The sequence below is a fragment of the Nocardia sp. NPDC005825 genome, assembly GCF_040630175.1.
Classification (GTDB): Bacteria; Actinomycetota; Actinomycetes; order Mycobacteriales; family Mycobacteriaceae; genus Nocardia.
In genome coordinates, this window is sequence record NZ_JBEXXC010000006.1 from 365,449 (window position 1) to 387,994 (window position 22,546).

The window sequence follows — 22,546 nt, forward strand, 5'->3', positions numbered from 1 at the left end:
ATCCGCGTGGCACTCAGCCCAGTTCGAGGGTGGTCGCGCCGAACACCCGATCCAGCCGGAAATCCCGCACGGGCCCGGTGTACATGCGCGCGGTCTCGAAGGACGGCGTCAGACCGGCCTCCTCCATCAGGCGCACGGCGGGCTCGTTGACCAGCGGAACATCCACCGCCAGTGGCATTCCCGCCGCGTGCGCGGCCAGGGCGGCCAGCAGCTGACGCGCGTCGGCGGGCGTATCCGCGAACAAGGGCCCGACCCGCAAGGTGTCCCGGGCCGGGCGCAGGACGGCGTACCCGGTGAGCGTGCCGTCGACAATGCGGGCGAACGTCCGATGTCCCGGCTCGTCGAGCCAGGCGGTGAGAAATGCCGGGCGATCCGCCGGATAGCACGCGGAGTCGTACGGCAGCAGTTCCGCCGTATCCGCCGGGGAGAGCGCCGTCACCGCGTTATCGGGCAACGGCAGTCGTGGCACGCCGATGAATCGCGCGCTGCTGTAGGCGAGTTCGAATCCACTGCGCCGATAGTTGTCCTGCTGCGCGGGCACCCCATCCAGGCCGACCACCCGGTTTCCCGCGTGCTTCAGCCCGGCGTCCCAGGTGGCCAGCCCGAATCCACGCCCGCGCAGCTCCGGCCGCACCAGATAGAAGCCCAGGAAGGCGTAATCCGCGCCGTAATTGACGACCGAGACCGCGGACGCGGGTTCCCCGTTCACCCGCCCGAGGAAGAACCCGTCGGGATCCTGCGCGAAATACGAGGTCGTATCCCGCCGCCCCGGATTCCAGCCCTCGGCGGCGGCCCACTCCACCACGGTGGCCCACTCCCCCGGCGTCGCCCGGGAAACGACCAGATCATCGATGCGCACGGTCTCCGGCATACGACCAACGGTAGTCGCAAAACCGCTGCTACTCGGCAGGATTCGCGGAGCCCGGCACAGAGCGACAGCGGCGCGGGCCGGTCGCGGCGGTGAGGCCCCGAGCGGGCGGCCGATCGGGGTCGGAACTCCGGTAGGGTCGGTACGTCATGGCCCGCGACCTGCGAGGTTGCGCGGAGTTCGAGGAAGAGATGGCCGACTACGCACATTCCGATCACGCCAGCCGGAGCCGCAAGGAGAAGGCTCGGCGGCTGGCCGCGTATGTCTGGGCACGCGGGATCAGCGGGGACGAACTGCTCGAGCTCCCGGTAGCGCAGCGGCGGAAACTGGCCCGCGCGGCGGACACCAATCCGCCCAGCACCGAGGAGACCTGGCAGGTGGTGGCCCGGCTGCTCGGGGAGAAGGACGCGTGGGCGGCCCGGAATCCGGGGCATCCGGCGGCCGTGCGCGATCACGCGGACGAGAAGATCCTGTGGGTGAAACCGCCGGTCAAGCCCTGGGAGTAGCGGAAAAACCGTCGCCCGTGAACTCTTGACAGTAAGAAATGAACCAGGGTTCACTGCTTGAGTGTCCCCCGACTACGAGAACCACGCCGGCACCCGACCGGCCGCCTGGCGCGACGACCTGACCGGTGGCGACGACTCGCTGTTCGCTGGCCGCCCGGAACCGGTGAACGAATACACCGGACGCACCCTGACCTACGAGGTGACCGGCCGGATCGCGCGCATCACCTTCAACCGGCCCGAGCGCGGCAATGCCATCACCGTCGACACCCCGATCGAACTGGCCGCGGCCGTCGAACGCGCGGACCTGGATCCGCGGGTGCACGTCATCGTGGTGAGCGGACGCGGCAAGGGCTTCTGCGGCGGCTACGACCTGTCGATCTTCGCCGAGAACGGCCTCGAACCGGCCGAGGGCGCCCAGCCCGCCGAGGGCAGCGTGCTCGATCCGGTCGTGCAGGCGCGCAATCACAATCCCTGGGCCACCTGGGATCCCATGGTCGACTACGCCATGATGTCGCGCTTCAACCGCGGCTTCTCCAGCCTGCTGCACGCCAACAAGCCGACCGTGGCCAAGGTGCACGGCTTCGCCATCGCGGGCGGCACCGATATCGCGCTGTTCGCCGACCAGATCATCTGCGCCGACGACGCCCGCTTCGGCTACCCGCCCACCCGCACCTGGGGCATCCCCGCCGCGGGCATGTGGGCGCACCGCGTCGGCGACCAGCGGGCCAAGCGCCTGCTGTTCACCGGCGACAGCCTCAGCGGCAAACAGGCCCTCGAATGGGGCCTCGCCATCGAGGCCCCGCCCGCCGACGAACTGGACGCGCGCACCGAGGAACTGCTGGAACGCATTTCGATGGTGCCGATCAACCAGCTGGTCATGGCGAAGCTGGCCCTCAACAGCGCGCTGCTCAGCCAGGGCGTGGCCAACTCCGGCATGGTCAGCACCGTGTTCGACGGGATCTCACGGCACACCCGCGAGGGCTACGCCTTCCAATTGCGCTCGGCCACCGCCGGTTTCCGCGAGGCCGTGCGGGAACGCGACGAGCCGTTCGGCGATTGGAAGCGCGCGCAATTCGAGAAGCCCGCGGGCGACCCGAAACCGGCCGAGCCCGAGGCGTAGTCGGGCCGGGTCGGCGACCCCGCCGGTCGCGGCTCAGCCGATCCCGTCCGGATCCGTGCGCTCGACCTCGGCGACCACGCGGTCGGCCAGCGAGCGCACGGCCTTCGCCTCCTCGGCGGTCATCTCGTCGATGAACAGCCGACGCACCAGCTCGACATGATTCGGCGCGGCGGCCTCGAGGGCGGCGCGGCCCGCGTCGGTGAGCCGGATCTCGCGGCCGCGGGCGTCGTCGGCGGCTTGGCAGCGGTCCACCAGGCCACGGGTCGCCATCCGGGACAGATGCTTGGACAGGCGACTCTTGTCCCAGCAGATCTCCGCGCCCAGTTCCTTGGCGCGCAGCTGGCCATCTGCCGCGGACAGCGCGACCAGCACTTCGTAGTCGGAGAACGACAGCCCGTCCCGGGTCAGTCCGGCGGCGATCGCCGAGTCCAGGCGTTGCCGCATGCGGATGAAGGACTGCCAGGTCGTCTGTTCCTCATCGGTCAGCCAGCGCGTCATGACTTCCATGGTATCGGGAAATAGTTGACATGGACACCATGACAATCCTCAGGAAGTTCACGGAGAATCCGTGCCACCCCCGGGATGCAACCTTCGGTACAGTACTGACCGTTCGATTTGCGTAGTTCTGGCGGAAATCGTCAATGCCCGAGCGCATTTCGGTCAGGACGAATGAGACACATAGTGGCAGAAGAGGTTCCGGCATTCGGGGTAAATCCCCTAATTCACCTCTATGCATAGCTCATCCGGTTGACAATGCAACGTTGCGCCAGAACACTCGGGCCAGCTAACCCTAACCGCGCCGACATTGAGGAATACATGAACGTTCGCCGGCTACTCGTCACCGCCAGCGTCGCGGGCCTGACGACCATCGCAGCCCAGACTGTCGCCACCGCCGATGTCATCACCGGATCCGCCGGTACCGGATCCTCCGCCATCGACACCGGTTCGGCCGCCACCGGCTCCGCGGGTCTCAGCCAGACCGGCTCCGCCGGCGGCCCCGTGTACCAGAACTGCGACCAGGCCCGCGCCGCCGGCGCCGCTCCGCTGTTCCGCGGCCAGCCCGGCTACAGCCCGCACCTGGACCCCGACGGCACCGGCATGGCCTGCCCGACGGTGTGACCCAACTCTCGGGACCCTCAGGGGTGAACCCCTGAAACCCCACCGAGGCGCGTGGCCCGGTCCGGACGGACCGGGCCACAGTTGTCCCCGGCACGAAGAAATGTGGCCCGGTCCAATTGGACCGGGCCACATTCGTGTTCGGGTTCCGGGTCGCCCCCGGTCCGGCTGACGCTCAGCGGCGGAAGATCTTCACCACGACCAGAGTCGCGATCAGGGCGCCCGCGCCGATCAGGCTGTATTTGATCTTCGGCTCGTTGATCTTGGCCACCAGGGACTGTTTGGCATTCTCCGCCAGCCGCTGGGGGTCGGCGCGTACCGCCAGCTCGTCGAGGGTGCTCGCGAGCCGGTTGCGTGCGGCTTCGATCTCCCGCTCGATCGCCTCGGTATCTCTCGCCACGTCACACTCCTGTCTGAAAGCCGCGCGGAATCCGCGGCGCCGTCGAATCGGGGCCGCTCGCGCGCGACGCACGCGCAGGCGAGCCGACCTGCCGAGAGTGTATCGCCAACACCGGCTCGAGCCCGTCGACTAGCGTGGCGGCATGACCGAGAATCACCGACTCAGTCCCGGGGACACCGCGCCCGCCTTCACCCTGCCCGATGCCGACGGCAAGGACGTCTCGCTGTCGGACTACCGCGGCCGCAAGGTGATCGTGTACTTCTACCCGGCCGCCAGCACTCCCGGCTGCACCAAGCAGGCCTGCGATTTCCGCGACAGCCTGGCCGATCTCGACGGCGCGGGCATCGACGTCATCGGCGTCTCCCCCGACAAGCCGGCCAAGCTGGCCAAGTTCCGCGACACCGAACAGCTCACCTTCCCGCTGCTGTCGGATCCGGAGAAGGAGACGCTGGCCGCGTACGGCGCCTTCGGCGAGAAGATGATGTACGGCAAGAAGGTGACCGGTGTCATCCGCTCCACCTTCCTGATCGACGAGAACGGCAAGGTCGAGGTCGCCCAGTACAACGTGAGGGCCACCGGCCACGTCGCCAAGCTCCGCCGCGATTTGTCGGTCTAGGCGGATACCTCCGCCGAACACACAGCGAGCCCCGATCCGCACCGCGGACCGGGGCTCGTCAGGTCAGGACTTCAGGGTGCGATCTGCTAGACCTTGGGCATCATCTGGGCGGCCCATTGCAGCATCATGCGCCAGTGGTTGTCCCACCAGGAGGAGAACTCCGCGGTGCCCGGTGTCGGCGGCGCGAGTTCGCCCGGGAACAAGCCGGATTCGCCCGGGGAGCCCGCGGTGCGGGTCGGGGCGGGGATGATCGACTCCGGGCTCGAGGCCATCGCGGACTCCGGCTCGGCCTTGATCAACGGCCGCGGCTTCCCGCCCGAACGCGCCGGGCCCCAGTTCAGGGTGGCCGGGTCGACGGTCACCACATCGCCGGGCTGCAACTCGGTCGCGGGCTGCGGGTCCGCGTTCGGGGACACACCGTCCTCCCCCGCCACCGGGCCGATGGGCAGGCCGTCGGCCCCGAGGGCGGAACCCGAGTCTTGGCCGGGGACTGCCGCGTCACCCATCCGGTGCTCGCCGTCGTGCCCGTCGGCGGTGACCCGGGAATCGGTGAGGACGGGCTCGGGCACCTTCTTGGACTCGCTGCCCGAGGCGAGGACGCCGCCCACCACCAGGCCGCCCGCCAGCACGCTGGCCGCCGCGAACAGCGCCGCGGAACCACGGGCCCGGCGAATGCGCTCGGCCACCTCCCCCGCGAATTCGGCCTCGGGCAGGGCGGTCAGCGCGGCGCCGAGGGCCGGGGCGGCCGCCGCCACCTGGCAGGGGATCACGGGCGCGCCGAAGCCGGACTCCAGCGCCGCCACCACGGCCGATTCGGTTGCGGCGGAACCGATCAGCACCACCGCGTCCGGCTTCACCCCGGCCGCGTCGAACTGGTCCCAGGCGGCGGTGACCGCGGAACGCATGGCGTCGTCGGTGGCCGCGCCGCCGGTCAGCGTCACCGCGGCGAGCACCCGGGCGCGGTCCGGCGAGATGAGGGAGAACGCCTGGAAGCCGGGCACCACCTCGCAGATGGCGAGGTCCTCGAATTCGTCCACCCAGGTCATGGCTCGTGCCACCGCCAGGTGCGCGGCCTTGGCCGAGACCAGCGAGGCGTCGTGCCAGGGACCGGCGGCCAGCTTGGTGACGATGGCGCGCCGCTCGGCGGCGTCACGGTAGGTGACGGCCGCGCCGATGATCTCCCGATCCGCGCCGATCTTGTCCGCGATGTCCTCGAGCGCCGTCTCCACCGCGACCGCCAAGTCGGCCTTCGCATCTCCGCCGATCGGCAGGACGCGCTCGAGCACCACGCGCTCGGTCAGCTTGTCGCCCGTGTCGGCGAGGGCCACGGCGCGCACCGTGCCGCGCTCGGTGGCGACGCCGAGCGTCACCGCGGTACGGGCAGGGGTAGAAGCAACCACAATCAGCCTTCCAACGTCGACGTACAGGCGAAGATCACGCGGTCGAGAGAGGAGAACCGAGGACGAACCGGGTTCGAAAGAGGCCGGGCCCCTTTCGACGGAGAACCGCAGCTGAGAGGCAGCTGCGATGATTCTTCGGAGCCGACGACGGCTCGGATGGGTCGGATTCGGTGACACACGAACTACCGCAGCGTGTCATGCGCGTGTCGTAACCCGTAGGCTGTTGAGCGTGGAAGCACGCACGGGAACCAGGTCGGCGCGACGACCGGACCCTGCGTTGGAGCTGCAGGACGACCCGCAGGAGCTGATGCCCCGTCGCCGCCCGACGCAGGAACGATCCAAGCGCAAGTTCGACGCCCTGTTGCAGTCCTCCCGCGAATTACTGGTCGAGGTCGGCTTCGAATCGTTCACCTGCGAAGAGGTCGCGGCCCGCGCGGAGGTGCCGATCGGCACGCTCTACCAGTTCTTCGCCAACAAGTACGTCATCGTCTGCGAGCTGAATCGCCAAGACCTGGTGGCGGTTTCGCAGGAGCTGGCCGACTTCCACGGCGAGATCCCGTCCATGGACTGGCTGCGGCACATGACCCAGCTCGTCGACCACCTGGCCGACCTGTGGATGACCGACCCCTCCCGGCGCGAGGTGTGGCTGGCCATGCAGTCCACCCCGTCCACCCGGGCCACCGGCGCGATCCACGAAAAGGAGTTCGCCGAAGCGGTTTCGCAGATGCTGCGCCCGCTGATGCCGCGCACCCCGCGCGGCCGCCGCTCCATGATGGCGCAGGTACTGGTGCACGTCGTGTACTCGATGCTGAACTTCTCGGTACAGGACGGCTTGGCCCACGAGGACGCCGTCGCCGAGCTCAAGCGCCTCATGGTGGCGTATCTGCTGATCGCGGAGAAGGAATCGCGATCCGGCGGGCAGCGCACCACCTTCGATCCGGAGTAGCGCGCACCCGCGATCCGCGTCAGTCGCGGATCAGATCGGCGATCTCGCCCGGATCCTCGAGCACCACCATGGCGGCGGCGGTGTCGCCATCGTGGGTGAGCGACAGGTGAACTCGCGCCCGCGGCAGGAATTCCGCTGCCAGCCCGTGCAATTTGATGCTGGGCCGCCCCCAGGCGTCGTTGACGACCTCGATCAGCGGATACGGATTGTCGCCGATCTGCGGGCTGCGGGCGAAGCGCGATGACGCCCACGCCTTGATGACCGCCTCCTTCGCGGCCCAGCGGATGGCGAAGCTGCGTGCCGGATCGGTGCCCTTGCTTTGGCAATAGCGCCGCTCCCCAGCGGTGAAACTCTCCCGGAGCATGGTGGTTCCGGTGCGTTCCATTTGCTCGGCGAACTCGGAGATGGTGACCAAGTCCAGGCCGATACCCAGGATCGTCACAGTGCGGGACTCCTAGATTCCTCGTAGTGCAGTCGAATTGGCTGCGAACATACCAGCGGACCTACGGCACCGTAGGCTCCGCGCGTTTCCGTCGGATCACCGACATGGAACGGCGGGCCCGCGTCCCGGTGCTCGCGCGGAGCACGGGACACGAACCCGCCGTGTCAGACCTGCCGTGAGCTACATTCCGGCAGGCCGGTCATTGCGGCCTAGCGGCACGCCGGTCCCTGCGGCGCCGTCACGTAGACGGCGTCGGAGCCCAGCCGCGCCTGCTGCGAGAGCAGCATGTCGGCCTCGAGCTGCCGCGACTGCTTGGCCGGGGTGCCGTCGCCGCCCAGGCGGCGGTCGGCGGGCCGCTCGTACATCGGAGCGCCACCGCACATCGCCTCGGCGAAGCGCTGACGGCCCGCGAGCTGACGCTCTTCGGCCTTGCGCTGGTAGGCCTCTCGCGCCTCGGCGTCGGCGATGGCCTCCACGAAGGCCTGCGGGTGCACGATGGCGACCAGGCCGGAGACGTGGCCGAAGCCGAGCGAGGTGACCAGACCGGCCTTGAGCGGGAAGCGATCTCCCACCGTCAGCGCCTCGCGCAGCCACACCAGGTGCGGGTACTGGGCCATCTTCTCGTCCACGCAGTCGAGGCTGCGGTTGGGCGGGATGACGCCCTGCTCGAGCACCTGGCACAGGCCGATCATCTGGAACGCCGCCGCGCCGCCCTTCGCGTGACCGGTGAGGGTCTTCTGCGAGATGACGAACAGCGGAGCGCCTTCCGAGCGCCCGATCGCCGAGGCCAGCCGCTCGTGCAGCTCGGACTCGTTGGGATCGTTTGCGGCGGTGGAGGTGTCGTGCTTGGAGATGACCGCGATCTCGTCGGCGCCGACGCCCAGCTTGCCGAGTTCCTTGGCCAGCTTGGACTCCGGGCCACCGCGGCCCGCGCCCAGGGCGCCCAGGCCCGGAGCCGGGATCGAGGTGTGCACGCCGTCGGCAAAGGACTGCGCGAACGCGACCACGCCCAGCACCGGCAGACCCATCTCCAGGGCCACCGAACCGCGGGCCAGCAGCACCGTGCCGCCACCCTGCGATTCCACGAAGCCGCCGCGGCGACGATCGTTGGCGCGGGAGAAGTAGCGGTCGCTGATGCCCTTGGCGGACATGACGGCCGAGTCGGCGGTGGCGGACATGTCGCCGAAGCCGACGATGCCCTCGATGCCGAGATCGTCGTAACCGCCGGCCACGACCAGGTCGGCCTTGCCGAGCTTGATCTTGTCCACACCCTCCTCGACGGAGACCGCCGCGGTCGCGCAGGCCGCGACCGGGTGGATCATGCCGCCGTAGGAGCCGACGTAGCTCTGCACCACGTGCGCCAGGGCGACGTTGGGCAGGGCCTCCTGCAGGATGTCGTTGGCGTGCGGCTCACCGAGCAGGTTGTCGATGTAGAGCGAGCGCATCGACGACATGCCGCCCATACCGGTGCCCTGGGTGTTGGCCACCATGGCCGGGTGCACCCAGCTCATCAGTTCGGCGGGGCTGAAGCCGGAGCTCAGGAACGCGTCCACGGTGCAGACGATGTTCCACAGCGCCACCCGGTCGACCGAGCTCACCATGTCGGCGGAGATGCCCCACTTGGTGGGGTCCCAGCCGGTGGGGATCTGGCCGCCGACGGTGCGGGTCAGCTTGGCCTTGCGGGGCACGCGAATCTCGGTGCCCGCCTTGCGCGTCACCTGCCAGTCGCCGGTTCCGGCGACCGGGGTGACGACCGTCTGCTCCGGGTTGGCGGCGAAGAAGGCGCGGGCCTCGGCCTCGGTGTTGACCACGAAGGACAGGTCCTTGTCCAGGAACACCGAGGTGAGCAGCGGGGCCGCGTTCTCGATCATGGCGCCGTCGTCGCCGTAGCGGCGGACGCCGCAGCGCTCCACCACGGTGTCGTGGTAGCGGTCGGCCAGCTCGGATTCCTCGACGTACTCACCGGATTCGGTGTCGTACCAGCCCGGCTTGGGGTCGTTCTCCCAGGTGACCAGGCCGGTGGTCCAGGCCAGCTCCAGCACGCCCGCGGCGGAGAGCTGGTCGGAGACCTCCATCTCGAAGCGGGTGCGCGCCGAACCGTAGGGGCCGAGCTCGCCCGCGCCGACGATGACGACCATGTCGTCGAGATCGGCGGTGACCGAACCCCATTCGGGGGTGACCAGCTTGGAGCTCAGGGTCGGCGGAGCGGGCAGGGCCGAAATGGTCGAGCCGTCAACGCCTTCGGAGTCGGCGGCCGCGGCCTCGGCCTGCTCGCGCGCCTCCTTGGCGAGGGCGGGCAGATCCAGCTTGGCCCCGGCCAGACCACCGGTGAGGTCGATCTGCTGCGGTCCGGACGCGGTCACCACTCGGGCCCGCGAGGTGCACCACTTGAGCAGCTCGTCGGCCATCTGGATGGTGGACCAGGTCTGCACGCCGGCCTTCTCGACGGCCTCGACCAGCGGGTCGTTGCCGCCCATCAGGCCGGTGCCGCGCACCCAGCCGATCAGCGCGTGCACCAGGGTGACCCGCTCGGACCAGGAGGTCTCCGCACGCCACTTGGCGACGATGGCGTCCAGGGCGGCCTTGGACTCGCCGTAGGCGCCGTCCCCGCCGAACATGCCGCGGTTGGGCGAACCCGGCAGCACCACATGCAGTTTCGCGTCCACGTCGTGGTCGGCGCCGATGGCGGACAGGCCGCCGATCAGGCGTTCCACCGACCACAGCAGCACCCGCATCTCCATCTCGGCGCGGGCGCCGGCGTCGGAGAGGTCGCCGGCCACGCGGGGCGCGGCGAACGGCAGCAGCAGGGTGGGGGTCATCGCCTCCTTGACCAGGATCTTGGCGCCACCGGCATTGTCGACCTGTTCGGTGCCGACCCAGTCGATGAGCGCGTCGATGTCGGTGTAGGAGGCCATGTTCGCCGGAACCACCCACAGCGCCGCGCCCTTGCGGGCGTTGTCGCGGTAGAGCTGCTTGTAGAAGCCCAGGCGGTCATCGTCCAGCTTGGAGGTGGTGACCACGACAGTCGCGCCACCCGCGAGCAGCCGGCCGGTGGCCGCCGCCGCGATGGAACCCTTGCTGGCGCCGGTGATCACGGCGATGTCGGAGGACCAGACGCCCGGCTCGGCCGAGCCGAGCGCGGCCTCGGCGATGGCGCCGTAGACGCCCGCCAGCACCGAGCGGGCCTCCTTCATGGCGCGGTTGCGCCACCAGGTGGCCTGCGCCGCAACGGCTTCACCGGCGCCGAGGTAGCCCTCGACGGCGGGTTCGGCGGGCAGCGAGCCGTCGTTGCCGAACCACAGGCGGGCCAGATCCTCACGGGCCGAGGCCCACCGGTCGTCGATCAGGACGGCCTTCTTGGCGTCGAACGCGGGGGCGACCAGACGCGGCCAGTCCGAACCCAGTTCGGCCGACACCAGATCCACCAGGGTGTCCTCCGTGGCCTCCGGCGCGGACGCCTGCTCGGCGTGGCCGAGGGACTCCAGGATCACCCGGGCGGCCTGCGCCAGCACGCCGTCGCGGCCGGTGATCTGCTCGGTGAACTCGCCCAGCGCGGCGGCGTCGACGGTCGCGCCGCCCGCACCGCCACCGGCGGAGGGCATGGAGACCGCGACTCCGCGGCGCGCGGCCACGGACTGCACGGCGGCGTCGATCGCGGCGTCCACGGACGCGGCGTCCGACAGTCCGCCCGCCACCAGACCACCCAGGTCGCCACCGCGGACCGACTGGCCCTCACGGGTGCCGAGGGATACCTCGGCGGTGACGTGGCTGGCCCAGCCGTCGCCCAGACCCCAGGTCTTCTTGACCCGGTCGGCGATGGCCGCCGGACGCTTGCCGGACGGGCCGAACACCTTGCGCAGGTGGTCGCCGATGGAGTCGGACAGCACCGAGCCGAACGGCTTGTAGGTGCGGGCCAGGCGGTCGACGGTGTTGGACAGCGCGCCCATGTCGGCGTCGGCGGCACCGTCGATGGCGCCGAGCGAGAGCTCCGCGCCGAGGTCGACGAGCAGCTGGTTGCGGCGCGAGGACACGCCGTCGCACAGGCCCTCGATGGTGTCCACCGGGCCGATCTGGTCCATCCGCAGCTTGGTCCACAGCGCGATCAGCACGCGGGTGGCGTCGGCGGCGGAGAACGCGATGTCGTCCGGGGTCGGGCCGCCGGTCGGCACGGCCACGGGGGCCGGGGCGGCGACAGCGGCGGGAGCCGGTGCGGTGGAAGCGGTCTCGGCCGAGGTCTCCTCCGGCTCCTCCACGGGGGCCGGGTCGTTGTCGGTCGAGTAGACGATGCCGCGCTCGCGCTCGATATTGAGCACCTCGACGACGGCATTGCCGAACTGCGGCAGCTTCAACGTGTTCGAGGCCAGGTTCGCCACGGTCGGCGTCGCGGCCAGACCGATCTCGACGAACCGCTCGACGCCCACGCCGCCGTGCTCCACATCGGTGAACAGCAGGTCCTGGGTCTCGATCCAGCGGACCGGGCTGGCGAACTGCCAGGCCAGCAGCTCGACCAGGACCACGCGGCACAGCTCGACGCGCTTGGCCTCGGAAGACCAGTCGGCCCAGTTCGCCAGCACCTCGGCCAGCGGCTCCGACGGCACCAGATCCGCGATCTCCTGGACGAATTCACGGTCCAGGTTGAACGGCTTGGGCACCAGGTTCGGAATGTAGCGGCCGATCAGCAGCTCCGGCTGCAGGTCCGCGGGCAGCAGGTCGAGCAGCTTGGTGCGGAACTCCGGCACGCCGGCGCGCAGCACGGTCGAGTGGAACGGCACGTCGATGCCCGGGATGAGCACGAACGCGCGCTTGCCGCCGGTCTCGGCGCGCAGACGCTCGATCTCGTCCTCGAGCGCCTCCATGCCCTTCACCGTGCCCGCGATCGCGTACTGCGCGCCCCGCAGGTTCAGGTTCACGACCTCGAGGAACTCGCCGGCCTGCTCGCCCAGACCCTTGACCCAGCCGATGACCTCGTCGTCGGCGATGCCGATCTGCGAGGGGCGGATGGCGGCCATGCGGTAGTCGCTGCGGCCCTGGGCATCCCGGGGCACCAGCTCGTGCATGGCCGAACCGCGCTGGAACACGACCTCCAGCACCGCGTTCAGCGGCAGCACGCCCGCCGCGGCGGCGAGGGCGTTGTACTCACCGACGGAGTGGCCCGCCAGCATCGCGCCCTCGATGAAGGCGCCCGCCTCGCGCAGCTCGGCGACCTGGGCCACACCGAGGGTGGCCATGGCCACCTGGGTGAACTGGGTCAGGTGCAGGACGCCCTGCGGGTGGCGGTATTCCACGCCCCGCGCCTTGAGGTAGGTCGGGTTGTCGCGCACCACGGCCAGGATCGAGAAGCCCAGGGCCTCACGGGTGTGCTTGTCGGCGCGGTCCCAGATCTCCTTGGCGGCCTTGGACCGGGTGCGTGCGTCCAGGCCCATCCCCTTGGCCTGAATGCCCTGTCCCGGGAAGGCGTAGACCGTCTTCGGCGGCGCGATGCGGCCGGTGGCGGTCATCACCAGGTTGCCGTCGATGCGGCAGGAGACCTCGACGATCTCCGAACCGTGGTCCACCGCAACGCGTTCCACGCGCACGTCGATCTGCGCGCCGAGGCGGACCATGCCGAGGAAGCGGGTGGTCCAGGCGGTGATGGTGCGCGGCGGCACCTTGTCGCCCAGGTCGATCGCCGACACGGCGTGCTGGGCGGCGGCCGAGAGCCACATGCCGTGCACGATCGGAGTGCCCAGACCGGCCAGGCGGGCGGCGTTCTCGGAGGTGTGGATCGGGTTGAAGTCACCCGACACGTGCGCGAAGGCGCCCATGGCGCGCGGGGCCACCAGGGCCACGTCGCGGCGGCGGCGACGCGGGGTGTCGGTGGCGTCGTCGGACAGCGAGCCGGCGGCGCGCGGCGGGTCGGACAGCTCGGCCTGGCCGGTGCGGCCGCGAATGGCGAAGCGCTCCACCAGAGTCGCGACGGCCGGGGTCTCCAGGCCGTGGTCGCGCATGACGCCGACGGTGACCTTGACCTCGACGACGCGGCCCAGGTCGGTGTCGAGCACCTCGGCGGACTCGGCGCGGACCGCGAGCACGGCGTGCTCGGCGGGCAGCGCGCCCAGCAGCTCGATCTGGTGGTCGAGGTGGACCAGGTCCAGCATGCCCTCGATGACGGAGTGCGAGTCCGCGGTGCGGGTCGCGCCCAGGACCGCGAAAACGGCGGGCCAGCAAGCGCCCACGAGCACGTCGGGGGCGGTGCGGCCAAGGGTGGACAGGCTGTCCGGCAGGCCCGCGCCGGTGACACCGGCGTGGTCGGCGATCAGGTCCGGGCTCCAGGCCAGGTTGACGTGCGCGACCTGCGCGCCGTCGACCATCTTGACCTCGGGCAGCGACTGGCCCGCGGCGACCGCGAGCAGCGCCGACATGGCGGCCTCGGCGTCGTCCTCGGTGACGACCGGCGCGCCGCCGTTGTACACGGAGACCGGGACGGTCATGCGGATGCGGACGGCGTCCGTGCCCAGCAGCGGGACCGCCAATTCCAGGTAGGCGCAATCACTCTCGGGGCCGTCGGTGGCGGAGAGAGTGGCGCCGGTCGGCGGGTGCTTGGCGCCCTTGCCGTTCATGACCCACTCGTCCAGATCGCCGAGGCGGTGGACGGGGTTGACGGTGGTGCGGCCGGCCCACTGCACATCCGGTGCGGCCAGCACGATGTCGAGCAGTCCGCCCGCGACCTCGGTGCGGCGGCGGCCGTCCACGGCGGCCGGGACCACGCCCGCGCGCACCAGGGCGAAGGCGGTGTCCTGCTCGAAGCGGTCGAGGAGTTCACCGACCGGCTCGTCCACGCGGGTGATGCCCGCGACGGCGACGGTGCCGGGGATGATGCAGACCTGGTCGGCGGTGTAGCGGGCATCGTGGGCCTGCCACAGCGAATCCGAACGCCACCAGCGGCGCACGTCCTGGTCCACGACCGGGACGAAGTTGACCGGCTTGCCCGGAATCTTGCACAGCGACACGAAGAACGGCACGTCGGCCGGGTGCAGCACGGTGTCGGCGGCGGCCGGGTATTCGGTCTTCAGGGTGCAGATGGCCTGCACCGGGGTCTCGAAGTCGGAGTCGTCGGCGAACAGGGTGGCGATCTCGCCGCGGTCGGCCGGGTTGAGACGGGACTCGGTGCGGCGCACCATCTCCGCGAACCGGTCGCGCCAGGTGATGTCGAGCCAGACCGAGCGGGTGGCGTCGGCGATGGCGTCGGCGAAGTCGGCGCCGCAGTCGAAGTCCTTGCGGCGGTCCAGGCCCACGGCCAGCTCGACGTAGCGCTCCAGCCACTCCAGGTAGGTCATGGTGGCGACATCGCCGAAGTACGGCTTGGCGGTGCCGTCGAGCGCCGCGATGATCTCGGCGCGGCGCGCGGCCACGGCGTCGGCGTCACCGGCGACCTCGTCCAGCAGGCGGCCGGTGCGGGAGGCGGCGTTGTCGATCTCGTGGATGTCGGCGCCCAATTGGCTACGGCCGGAAGCCATGCCGCCGACCGCGGTGCCCGCGCCGACCCAGTCGGGGGTGCCGGGGGTGTCGACCAGCAGCTGCTTGACCTCGGGGGCGGTGGTGGCCTCGAGGGTCGCCATGGCGGCGGTGCCGACCAGGACGCCGTCCAGCGGCATGGCCGGGTAGCCGTGCTGCTGCGACCAAGCGCCGGTGAGGTATTCGGTGGCGCGCTCGGGCGTGCCGATGCCGCCGCCGACGCAGACCACGACATTGTCGCGGCCGCGCAGCTCGGCGTAGGTGTCGAGGAGCAGGTCGTCGAGGTCTTCCCAGGAGTGGTGACCGCCGGCCTTGCCGCCCTCGATGTGCATGATCACCGGGTAGCCGGGGACCGCGTCGGCGATGCGCAGCACGGCGCGGATCTGCGCCACGGTGCCGGGCTTGAACGCCACGTGGGTGATGCCGACCTCGGACAGTTCCTCGATCAGGCCCACGGCCTCTTCGAGTTCCGGGATGCCGGCGGTGACGATGACGCCGTCCAGGGGCGCACCGGCGGTGCGGGCCTTCTGCACGATGCGCTTGCCGCCCAGCTGCAGCTTCCACAGGTACGGGTCCAGGAACAGCGAGTTGAACTGCACCGCGCGACCCGGCTGCAGCAGGCTCTTCAGCTCCTCGACGCGGTCGGCGAAGATCTGCTCGGTGACCTGACCGCCACCGGCCAGCTCGGCCCAGTGGCCGGCATTGGCCGCGGCCGCAACGATTTTCGCGTCGACCGTGGTGGGGGTCATGCCCGCCAGCAGGATCGGCGAACGGCCGGTGAGGCGGGTGAAGGAGGTCTCCACCACGACGCGGCCGTTGGGCAGGCGGATCGGCTTGGGCGCGAATTCGCTCCAGGCCGGGGCGACCTCGGGGGCCGCGCCGGGGGTGAACAGGCTGCGCTGGCCCGGGCGGGTGGAGGCGGCGAGCACACCGACGCCGGTGCCCTTGAGCGAACCGGCGGTGAGACGGGTCAGCAGGTCGCCGGGGCCGAGGTCGAGGATCCACTGCGCGCCCGCGGTGACGGTCTCGTCGACGATGCCGACCCAGTCGATCGGGTCGACCAGCACTTCCTGGGTGAGGGTGGCGGCCAGGTCGGCGTCCAGGCCGCACTGCTGGGCCCAGCCGCGGACCAGGTCCACGGTCTCGGCGAGCGCCGGGTGGTGGAAGGCCACCTCGACCGTGATGTCCTCGAAGACGGGGGCGAAGACCGCGCCGCCGCGCTTCTTGGCGTCCCGCTCGGCGGCCTGCTCGGCATTGATCTCGGCGGCGCGCTGACGGACGCGGTCGAGCTGGGCGACCGGGCCGCTGAGCACGGCGCGACGACGGCCGTTGCGGATGGACAGCACGGCGGCCTTCTCCGGCGCGACACCGGTCATGACCTCGGCGACAACGGCTTTCAGGGCCTCGGGCTCGACATTGGAGACCGCGACCATCGGGGACTTCTCACCGATCGGCAGCAGGCCGCGGCGGCGGGCGACGAGGCTGGCGGAGGCGCCGATCAGCTGGGCGATGGCCAGCAGTTCGGCGTCACGCCGGCCGTGCGCCTCAGCGGCGGTGGCGGCCAGACGGCCCTGCGAGTGGCCGATGACGGCGGTGGGCGCGTGCGCGACGATGTCGAGGCCCTGCAGGCGCAGCGCGCGCAGCGCGGCGATCTGGGTCAGGAACACACCCGGCATGGAGACGGCGGCGGAGCGCAACACCTGCGCTGACGGCGCTCCCGAGACCTCCCCCTGCTCCGGGTCGGCGATTTCTTCTTCCAGCATCCACGCGATGGGGTCGAACCCGACCGGCCGGACCACGAGCAGCTGCGCCGCAATCGGTTCCAGCGCGGCGGCGGCCTCGTTGACCAGCGTGGTCAGTTCGGGCTCGAGCGCGGAGTCACGCCCGATCTCCTCCAGCTCGGTGAGCCACTGCGCGCCCTGGCCGCCGAAGGCGAGCGCGTACGGCGCGCCCTCCAGCAACCGGTCCAGCAGCGACGACCTGATCCCGCTCTCCCGTGACTTCCCCGCCGCCCTGGACTTCGATCCGGTCCCGGTGCTCTCGTTGATCGTCAAGACGTTCGACTTCCTTCTCCTGGCGGCCCGCCTCCACAGGACTGGACCGCGCTCACGGTGCGCAGGTATCCCTCCGGCCCGCAGGCCCTGGTAGATGCCGAGGATCGCACAAAATCATGAGGATCTCCTCATGTTTGACCCGCCGACCAGGCGTTTACCGCCGAGTATTTCTGCACGCCCGTACCAGAATAATCAGAAACATGACCCTCCCTCATGTTTGAAGCCGCTGGTGAGCTCGGTTACGCCGATGTAGGAAACGTGAGCCTCCCTCACATTGGCAGTTATTAAATCGTTATAATTGCAGGTGAGGTTACCGACCAGTACGCCACACGTCCCCGATGCTTCGCGATCCCCGTTAGACCCGGTAAAGTTTGGACGGTCGTACCGTTAGCGCGAGTGGCGAAATTGGCATACGCGCCAGATTTAGGTTCTGGTGTCCTAGGACGTGCGGGTTCAAGTCCCGCCTCGCGCACACATTCCGCAGTCCCGGCCGAGCTCGGCCGGGACGTCCGCTTTGCCCAATTCCCAGGGATAGCCAACGATCTCCGCAGACCATGCCGCAACCATCTGGCAAACCCTTTGCGGCTTTCGTCCGCACCTGTCCGGTCCCACCCCCTCCACGACCGGAAAAGACCTTCCGTCGCGAACTTTCCCCGGCTGGAATATCGGGTACCGAATAGCCTTACCCGCACCCAGATTCGCAACCGAAGGGCGTTCCATGCGAGTTCCATCCCGCACCTCACGACGCGGCCGTACGCGGCGCTCGGCGGCCGTTCTGGCCACGGCGCTGATCGCGGCATCGTTCGGCACGGGACTCGCGCCCGCGAGCGCGGATCCCGGACTGATGGAAGTGATGCTGGTCGGCAGTAATTGGGAGGGGACCGCCGACATCATCAGGGCCCGTGGCGATTTCGCGAAGATCGGATCGATCAACCTGATCCCCGACAAGGACGAGCGGCTGCGCGAGATCTATCTGAATCCGGTGCGGCTGGCCTACTTCCTCGGGATCCGGGTGACCGTCGGCGAGGGGCACGACCAGTACGTCGACGACATGTACACGACGCCGGACGGGTCGGCGGTGGTGGCGTCGCGGCCCAGCTTCGCCGACGTCGTCTCCATCGACAGCGCGACCGGAAAACTGAAGTGGCGGTTCGCGGTCGCGGGCAATCGCGCCGATCACATGGCGGTGTCGCCGGATGGGCGGCAGGTCGCGGTGTCGGCTTCGACCGGCAATGTCGTGCATGTGCTGGACATCGAGACCGGGGTCGAGCTCGGGCGGTTCCCGACCGGTGACAAGCCGCACGAGAACGTCTTCGCCAAGGACGGAACGATCTGGAATATGGCGATCGGGGATGTGAACACGCCGTTCGACGATCCGCTGCTGGACTGGACGAAGGGCGATCGCAAGATCACCGTGGCCGACGCCGGCACCTATCGGGTGGTGAAGACCATCGATATGCGGGAGCGGCTGGACGCGTTCGGTCGCAAGGATCTGTCCGACGCGATCCGCCCGGTCGCCTTCCTGCCCGACGAGTCGAAGCTCTACTTCCAGGTGTCGTTCTTCAACGGCTTCCTCGAATACGACGTGGCGGCCGACAAGATCCTGCGGGTCGCCGAGCTGCCGAAGAATCCGGCCACCAGCCCGGACCGCACCACGTGGGTCAACGACTCACGCCACCATGGGCTTTCGATGGACCCGGCAGGAACGAAGCTGTGCGTCGCGGGAACCATGGACGACTACGCCACCGTCGTCACCCTCTCCGATCTGTCGACGGGTCCGCTGGTCCCCGCCGCCAAGCCGTATTGGGCCACCGTGAGCGGCGACGGGAAGGCGTGCGTTATCTCCGAGAGCGCCGCCGACCAGGTCACCGCCATCGACTTCGCCACCGGCGCGAAGATCACCTCGGTGCCGGTCGGCGACCATCCGCAACGCGTCCGCCTGGGACACCTTCCGGCGGACTGGAAGTCGCCGACCGCTACCCGGTGAGGCGGGCCGGCGGGCCTTCGAGAATCGCCCGGCGGACCGCGGACAGCGCCACGGCGCGGTGGGGCAGGCGGAGTCCGCCCGGTTCGGGCTCGTCGGCCCAGTGCCAGCCGCCGGGCTGGTCGCTGGTGGGCAGCATGATTCGGGTGCCGGGCGCGGGGAGCGTCACCGAGTAGCCCTGGAGGAAGGTGCGAAGCCGCTGGGGCACACGATGATTCGGGAGGGGCGGGGCGACGAGGAAGGTCCAGCGGCGGTCGCGCGGGTCGGCGATCACGGGCGTGGACGGGAGCTCGGACAGGCGGTCGAGGACCTGACGGCCGAGCGGTTCGGGGAGGGTCAGGGCTTCGACGGCCGCGCCGAGGGTGAGCAGGGGCCGGTCGGCGTAGAGCTCGACGGGTAGGCCGTAGCGGGCGCGGAGCACGTGGGCCGATTCACGAGGGGAACAACACGATTCGAACATCGGGACCTCCGGACGCACGGTGGGGGTGCACCCGGTGCCGAAGGTGTCCGCGGTCCGTGGCCGACGCGAGGGCATGAACGGAGGTGTCGCGTCGAGAGCGGACACCGGGCGAAGTGGAGGCTCGACGACCGGCACCGGGTGCGAGGAATAGTCTCGTGATCGACGGTGCCGGGGCGGTGACGCGGCGATGGCGTTTCGATGACCGACTGTAAAGCTGTGTCCCCCAAGTTCGGTGCGACTCCGGTGAGATGGCTCACCGTCCGGGCAGCGGGTCGGGAGCTTCGGCCGCGACGCGCACCGGCGGAAAGGCTTGTTCCGCTTGGCGATAGAGGGATTCGAGCGGCAGCGGAGCACGACTGGCGGCCAGGACCTGGTTGCCGGTGTAGCCGGCGAAGACGTCGCCGTCGAGCATGGCCCGGTACGGGAAGGCCGCGCGGATATCGTCCAGATGGTGGCGGGTGCCGACCAGATTCAGCAGATAGAGGCCGTCCCGGCGCAGGACGCGGGCCGCCTCGGCGGTGAAGGCGGGGCCGGTGATCCCCTGGGCGATGCGCAGGCCCTCGAAGGCGTCGGCCACCACCAGGTCCGCGGAAGCCGTTGGCAGGGTGGCGATTTCGGTCAGGCCGTCGCCGAGCCGCAGGTCGAGCCCGGGTACCGAGCGCAGGCCGAGGCATTCGTCGACGAATTCGGCCAGCGCCTCGTCGGCCTCGATGACCAGGTGGCGGGAGCCGGGCCGCACGGCCGCGAGATAGCGCGGGAAGGTGCAGCCGCCCCCGCCGACGTGCACCACGTCCAGGGGTGCGTCGGCGGGTTCCAGGGAGTCGACCACGTACCCGAAGTAGCGGACGTACTCGAGTTCGAGATAGGTCGGGTCGTCCAGGTCGATGTAGGACTGGGCGATGCCGTTGACGGTCAGCAGCCACCCGCCCGGCCGTTCCGCGTCGGCGCGTAGCTCGGCGTGCCCGAACCGCACGTCCCGTGACCGGTTACTCATCGGTACATGATCGCAGGACCGAAGCCGGTTCCCCGCAGCGCTGCCTCGGGGGACCCGCCGGAGCCGAGCCCTACTTCTGGATCAGCTTGTGCTTGAGCTGCTCGATGGTCTGACCCTTGAGCCCCAGCCCGTCCTTCAGGTACTTGTCGACCGAGCCGTAATCGGCGGTGAGCTGGTCGATTCCTGCCTGCAGGAAGCTCGCCTCGACGCCCAGCAGCGGCTGGTAGACGGCGGCCGCGCCGGCGCCCTTGGCGGCGGTGATCTGCGCGAGGGTGGCCGCGATGGACTTCGCGGAGTACTCGTTGGTGAGCAGGTAGTCGTTCATGATGGTCTGCTGGTCGACGCCCGCGAGGCTGAGCAGCAGGTAGGACGTCCAGCCGGTGCGGTCCTTGCCCGCGGTGCAGTGGAACACGGCCGGGCCCTGCTGGTCGGCGAGCTGGGTCAGCAGGTCGGCGAAGCGGGCGCGCTCGTAGGCGCCGGTGACGAACTGCCGGTTGAGGGAGCGCATGGCCTCGCGGGCGGCCTCGGGGCTGGTGAGGTTGCCCATGGAGCCGGACAGGTCGCCGCTCAGGATGGAGATGTTGACGTAGGAGGTGCCGCTCGGCAGGCGGTCCGGCTTGGCCGCGATCTCGCCGCTGGTACGCAGGTCGAAGGCGGTGCCGAGGTGCAGACCGGTGAGGGTCGCCAGGTCGGCGTCGTTGGGGGTCAACGCGTTCGAGCGGTAGAAGACGCCCTTGTTGACGTGGTGGCTGCCCTGCGCGTCGTAGCCCGCGCCGGTGCCGGCGACGTCACGGAAGTTGTCGACGCTGGCCAGGCGGGGAGCGTCGGCGACCTGATTCTGGCTGGGCTTGGCGACGGCGGCCGGCAGCGCCGACAGCTCCCCGCCCGCCAGGTTTCCGAGCAGCGGGCTGACCAGCAGCCCGCCGCTGAGCGCGACAACGACGGCGGTACGACGCCACGAAACTGACAACTGACTCACTCCTAATCGCGTGTTGATCGCCGAAAGATCTACGCGGGCGGAGTGAACCGGCGGAAACCAGACAGAGAACAGTCCGGCCGGTCTCGTTCAGTGGGACATCCCCTGATGTCGGGCCGAATCGATGCCTACAGGGCTTGCGGTGCCGCGAAGTTGCCCATGTTCCCCGAAGCTTTGGGAAAACCACTCATTTCAGTCGCCTGACCTGCCTAGACTGCCCGCATGGAGGTCCACACCCGGCAGTTGCAGTACTTCGTCGCCGTCGCGGAGGAGCTGAGCTTCACCCGCGCCGCGCAGCGGCTGCACATCTCCCAGCAGGGCCTGAGCACCCAGATCAAGCAGCTCGAACACGATATGGACGTCACCCTGTTCGCGCGGACGACCCGCCAGGTGGAGCTGACGGCCGCCGGGGCCGCGTTTCTGAAGCATGTCCGAAATGTGTTCGCCGCCTTGAGTTCCGGACTCGAAGAGGCCCGCGCGGTGCATCGTGGCGAACACGACCGGCTGGTCCTGGGCTGCCTCGAGGGTGCGGCGCTGACCCTGACCGAGCCGATCCTGGCCGCCTTCCGGGCCGAGCACCCCGAGGTCACCATCGAACTGAGCCACTTCACCTACGAGACCCCGTCGGCCGGACTGGCGAACGGCGAGGTGGATGTCGCGTTCGTGCGCCGCCCCTTCGTGGACGACGGCCTGCGCTTCGAGCCGCTGTTCCGCCAGCCCCTGATGGCCATGCTGCCCGCCCGCCACCGCCTGGCCGCCCGCACCGAGGTCAGCGCCGCGGAGCTGCTCGACGACCCGATCCTGGCCTCCGGCCCCGCCGACCCGGTGTGGAATGCCTTCTGGCGCTTGGAGTCCCACCGCGACGGCCGCTCCGCTCCGGCCGTCCACGCGGTCAAGACCCTGCTCGAGGAGCTGCACCAGGTCGCGACGGGCACGGGCATCGCCATGACCGTCCCGTGCGCCGCCTGGATCAAATGGCCTGGCGTGCGCGTGATCCCGGTGATCGACGCCGCCCCGAACGAGGTCGCGGTGTGCTGGCGCGCGGGCAGCCGCAGCCCGCTGGTGCGTTCGTTCGTCGAGGTGGCCCGCCGGGTCCGCGACGAGAACCCGGATCTCGTCGCCCGCCTGCAGGAGCGCCAGCACGCCGCGCCCGCGATGTCGTCCTGAGGC

16 protein-coding genes and 1 tRNA gene are annotated in these 22,546 nt (G+C 69.9%); 8 read left to right on the forward strand and 9 right to left on the reverse strand.

Features of this window, described 5'->3' with window-relative positions; all coding sequences use genetic code 11:
- Window positions 1-13: 13 nt before the first annotated feature.
- The gene (locus ABZ382_RS19420; RefSeq protein WP_357090588.1) at window positions 14-871 is read right to left on the reverse strand and encodes a GNAT family N-acetyltransferase; all 858 of its coding nucleotides are present in this window, start codon (window positions 869-871) and stop codon (window positions 14-16) included.
- A gap of 188 nt (window positions 872-1,059) precedes the next feature.
- On the opposite strand from ABZ382_RS19420, the gene ABZ382_RS19425 reads away from it, so the two are divergent.
- Complete coding sequence (locus tag ABZ382_RS19425) at window positions 1,060-1,374, forward strand: hypothetical protein (RefSeq protein WP_357090743.1); 315 nt, start codon at window positions 1,060-1,062, stop codon at window positions 1,372-1,374.
- Window positions 1,375-1,435: 61 nt separating this feature from the next.
- Window positions 1,436-2,494, forward strand: a complete 1,059-nt coding sequence (locus ABZ382_RS19430) for a crotonase/enoyl-CoA hydratase family protein (protein WP_357090590.1) — start codon at window positions 1,436-1,438, stop codon at window positions 2,492-2,494.
- Window positions 2,495-2,527: 33 nt separating this feature from the next.
- Here ABZ382_RS19430 and ABZ382_RS19435 read toward each other — a convergent pair whose 3' ends face one another.
- Window positions 2,528-2,992, reverse strand: a complete 465-nt coding sequence (locus tag ABZ382_RS19435; RefSeq protein ID WP_357090592.1) for a MarR family winged helix-turn-helix transcriptional regulator — start codon at window positions 2,990-2,992, stop codon at window positions 2,528-2,530.
- 318 nt (window positions 2,993-3,310) lie between these two features.
- Between ABZ382_RS19435 and ABZ382_RS19440 the strand changes: the two genes are divergently transcribed.
- A complete protein-coding gene (locus ABZ382_RS19440) occupies window positions 3,311-3,613 on the forward strand; it encodes an excalibur calcium-binding domain-containing protein (RefSeq protein ID WP_357090594.1) in 303 nt (100 codons plus the stop codon).
- 172 nt (window positions 3,614-3,785) lie between these two features.
- Here the strand turns inward: ABZ382_RS19440 and ABZ382_RS19445 are convergent, their stop codons facing one another.
- Complete coding sequence (locus tag ABZ382_RS19445; protein ID WP_357090596.1) at window positions 3,786-4,010, reverse strand: DUF3618 domain-containing protein; 225 nt, start codon at window positions 4,008-4,010, stop codon at window positions 3,786-3,788.
- 142 nt (window positions 4,011-4,152) lie between these two features.
- On the opposite strand from ABZ382_RS19445, the gene bcp reads away from it, so the two are divergent.
- Entirely contained in the window at window positions 4,153-4,626 is a 474-nt protein-coding gene (gene bcp, locus ABZ382_RS19450) for a thioredoxin-dependent thiol peroxidase (RefSeq protein ID WP_357090598.1), read from the forward strand.
- A gap of 86 nt (window positions 4,627-4,712) precedes the next feature.
- On the opposite strand, the gene ABZ382_RS19455 is transcribed toward bcp, so the two are convergent.
- Complete coding sequence (locus tag ABZ382_RS19455) at window positions 4,713-6,026, reverse strand: hypothetical protein (protein WP_357090600.1); 1,314 nt, start codon at window positions 6,024-6,026, stop codon at window positions 4,713-4,715.
- A 307-nt stretch (window positions 6,027-6,333) separates the two neighbouring features.
- Here ABZ382_RS19455 and ABZ382_RS19460 point away from each other — a divergent pair, with 307 nt between their 5' ends.
- Complete coding sequence (locus tag ABZ382_RS19460) at window positions 6,334-6,972, forward strand: TetR/AcrR family transcriptional regulator (protein WP_357090745.1); 639 nt, start codon at window positions 6,334-6,336, stop codon at window positions 6,970-6,972.
- A 19-nt stretch (window positions 6,973-6,991) separates the two neighbouring features.
- Here ABZ382_RS19460 and ABZ382_RS19465 read toward each other — a convergent pair whose 3' ends face one another.
- The gene (locus ABZ382_RS19465; protein WP_357090602.1) at window positions 6,992-7,414 is read right to left on the reverse strand and encodes a holo-ACP synthase; all 423 of its coding nucleotides are present in this window, start codon (window positions 7,412-7,414) and stop codon (window positions 6,992-6,994) included.
- Window positions 7,415-7,623: 209 nt separating this feature from the next.
- Entirely contained in the window at window positions 7,624-16,962 is a 9,339-nt protein-coding gene (locus tag ABZ382_RS19470; protein ID WP_357090604.1) for a fatty acid synthase subunit beta domain-containing protein, read from the reverse strand.
- A 390-nt stretch (window positions 16,963-17,352) separates the two neighbouring features.
- Between ABZ382_RS19470 and ABZ382_RS19475 the strand changes: the two genes are divergently transcribed.
- Both ABZ382_RS19475 and ABZ382_RS19480 read left to right on the forward strand, forming a co-directional pair.
- A tRNA-Leu gene (locus tag ABZ382_RS19475) sits at window positions 17,353-17,434 on the forward strand.
- A gap of 246 nt (window positions 17,435-17,680) precedes the next feature.
- Window positions 17,681-18,949 (forward strand): YncE family protein, encoded by a 1,269-nt coding sequence (locus tag ABZ382_RS19480; protein WP_357090606.1) that lies wholly within the window; start codon window positions 17,681-17,683, stop codon window positions 18,947-18,949.
- Here the strand turns inward: ABZ382_RS19480 and ABZ382_RS19485 are convergent.
- The 3 genes from ABZ382_RS19485 to ABZ382_RS19495 form a co-directional block, all read right to left on the reverse strand.
- Window positions 18,939-19,511, reverse strand: coding sequence for a hypothetical protein (locus ABZ382_RS19485; RefSeq protein ID WP_357090607.1), 573 nt, complete (start codon window positions 19,509-19,511; stop codon window positions 18,939-18,941). The genes ABZ382_RS19480 and ABZ382_RS19485 overlap by 11 nt on opposite strands.
- Window positions 19,512-19,659: 148 nt before the next feature.
- Window positions 19,660-20,400, reverse strand: a complete 741-nt coding sequence (locus tag ABZ382_RS19490; RefSeq protein ID WP_357090609.1) for a fused MFS/spermidine synthase — start codon at window positions 20,398-20,400, stop codon at window positions 19,660-19,662.
- A gap of 70 nt (window positions 20,401-20,470) precedes the next feature.
- Window positions 20,471-21,370 (reverse strand): tyrosine-protein phosphatase, encoded by a 900-nt coding sequence (locus ABZ382_RS19495; protein WP_357090610.1) that lies wholly within the window; start codon window positions 21,368-21,370, stop codon window positions 20,471-20,473.
- A 228-nt stretch (window positions 21,371-21,598) separates the two neighbouring features.
- Between ABZ382_RS19495 and ABZ382_RS19500 the strand changes: the two genes are divergently transcribed.
- Window positions 21,599-22,543: a LysR substrate-binding domain-containing protein gene (locus ABZ382_RS19500; RefSeq protein WP_357090612.1), complete on the forward strand. Its 945-nt coding sequence runs from the start codon at window positions 21,599-21,601 to the stop codon at window positions 22,541-22,543.
- The last annotated feature ends 3 nt before the right edge of the window (window positions 22,544-22,546 follow it).

Coding starts and splice junctions, on each gene's coding strand:
- ABZ382_RS19420 (WP_357090588.1), bottom strand. CDS start 871: ATGCCGGAGACCGTGCGCATCGATGATCTGGTCGTTTCCCGGGCGACG.
- ABZ382_RS19425 (WP_357090743.1), top strand. CDS start 1,060: ATGGCCGACTACGCACATTCCGATCACGCCAGCCGGAGCCGCAAGGAG.
- ABZ382_RS19435 (WP_357090592.1), bottom strand. CDS start 2,992: ATGACGCGCTGGCTGACCGATGAGGAACAGACGACCTGGCAGTCCTTC.
- ABZ382_RS19440 (WP_357090594.1), top strand. CDS start 3,311: ATGAACGTTCGCCGGCTACTCGTCACCGCCAGCGTCGCGGGCCTGACG.
- bcp (WP_357090598.1), top strand. CDS start 4,153: ATGACCGAGAATCACCGACTCAGTCCCGGGGACACCGCGCCCGCCTTC.
- ABZ382_RS19460 (WP_357090745.1), top strand. CDS start 6,334: ATGCCCCGTCGCCGCCCGACGCAGGAACGATCCAAGCGCAAGTTCGAC.
- ABZ382_RS19480 (WP_357090606.1), top strand. CDS start 17,681: ATGCGAGTTCCATCCCGCACCTCACGACGCGGCCGTACGCGGCGCTCG.
- ABZ382_RS19490 (WP_357090609.1), bottom strand. CDS start 20,400: ATGAGTAACCGGTCACGGGACGTGCGGTTCGGGCACGCCGAGCTACGC.
- ABZ382_RS19500 (WP_357090612.1), top strand. CDS start 21,599: ATGGAGGTCCACACCCGGCAGTTGCAGTACTTCGTCGCCGTCGCGGAG.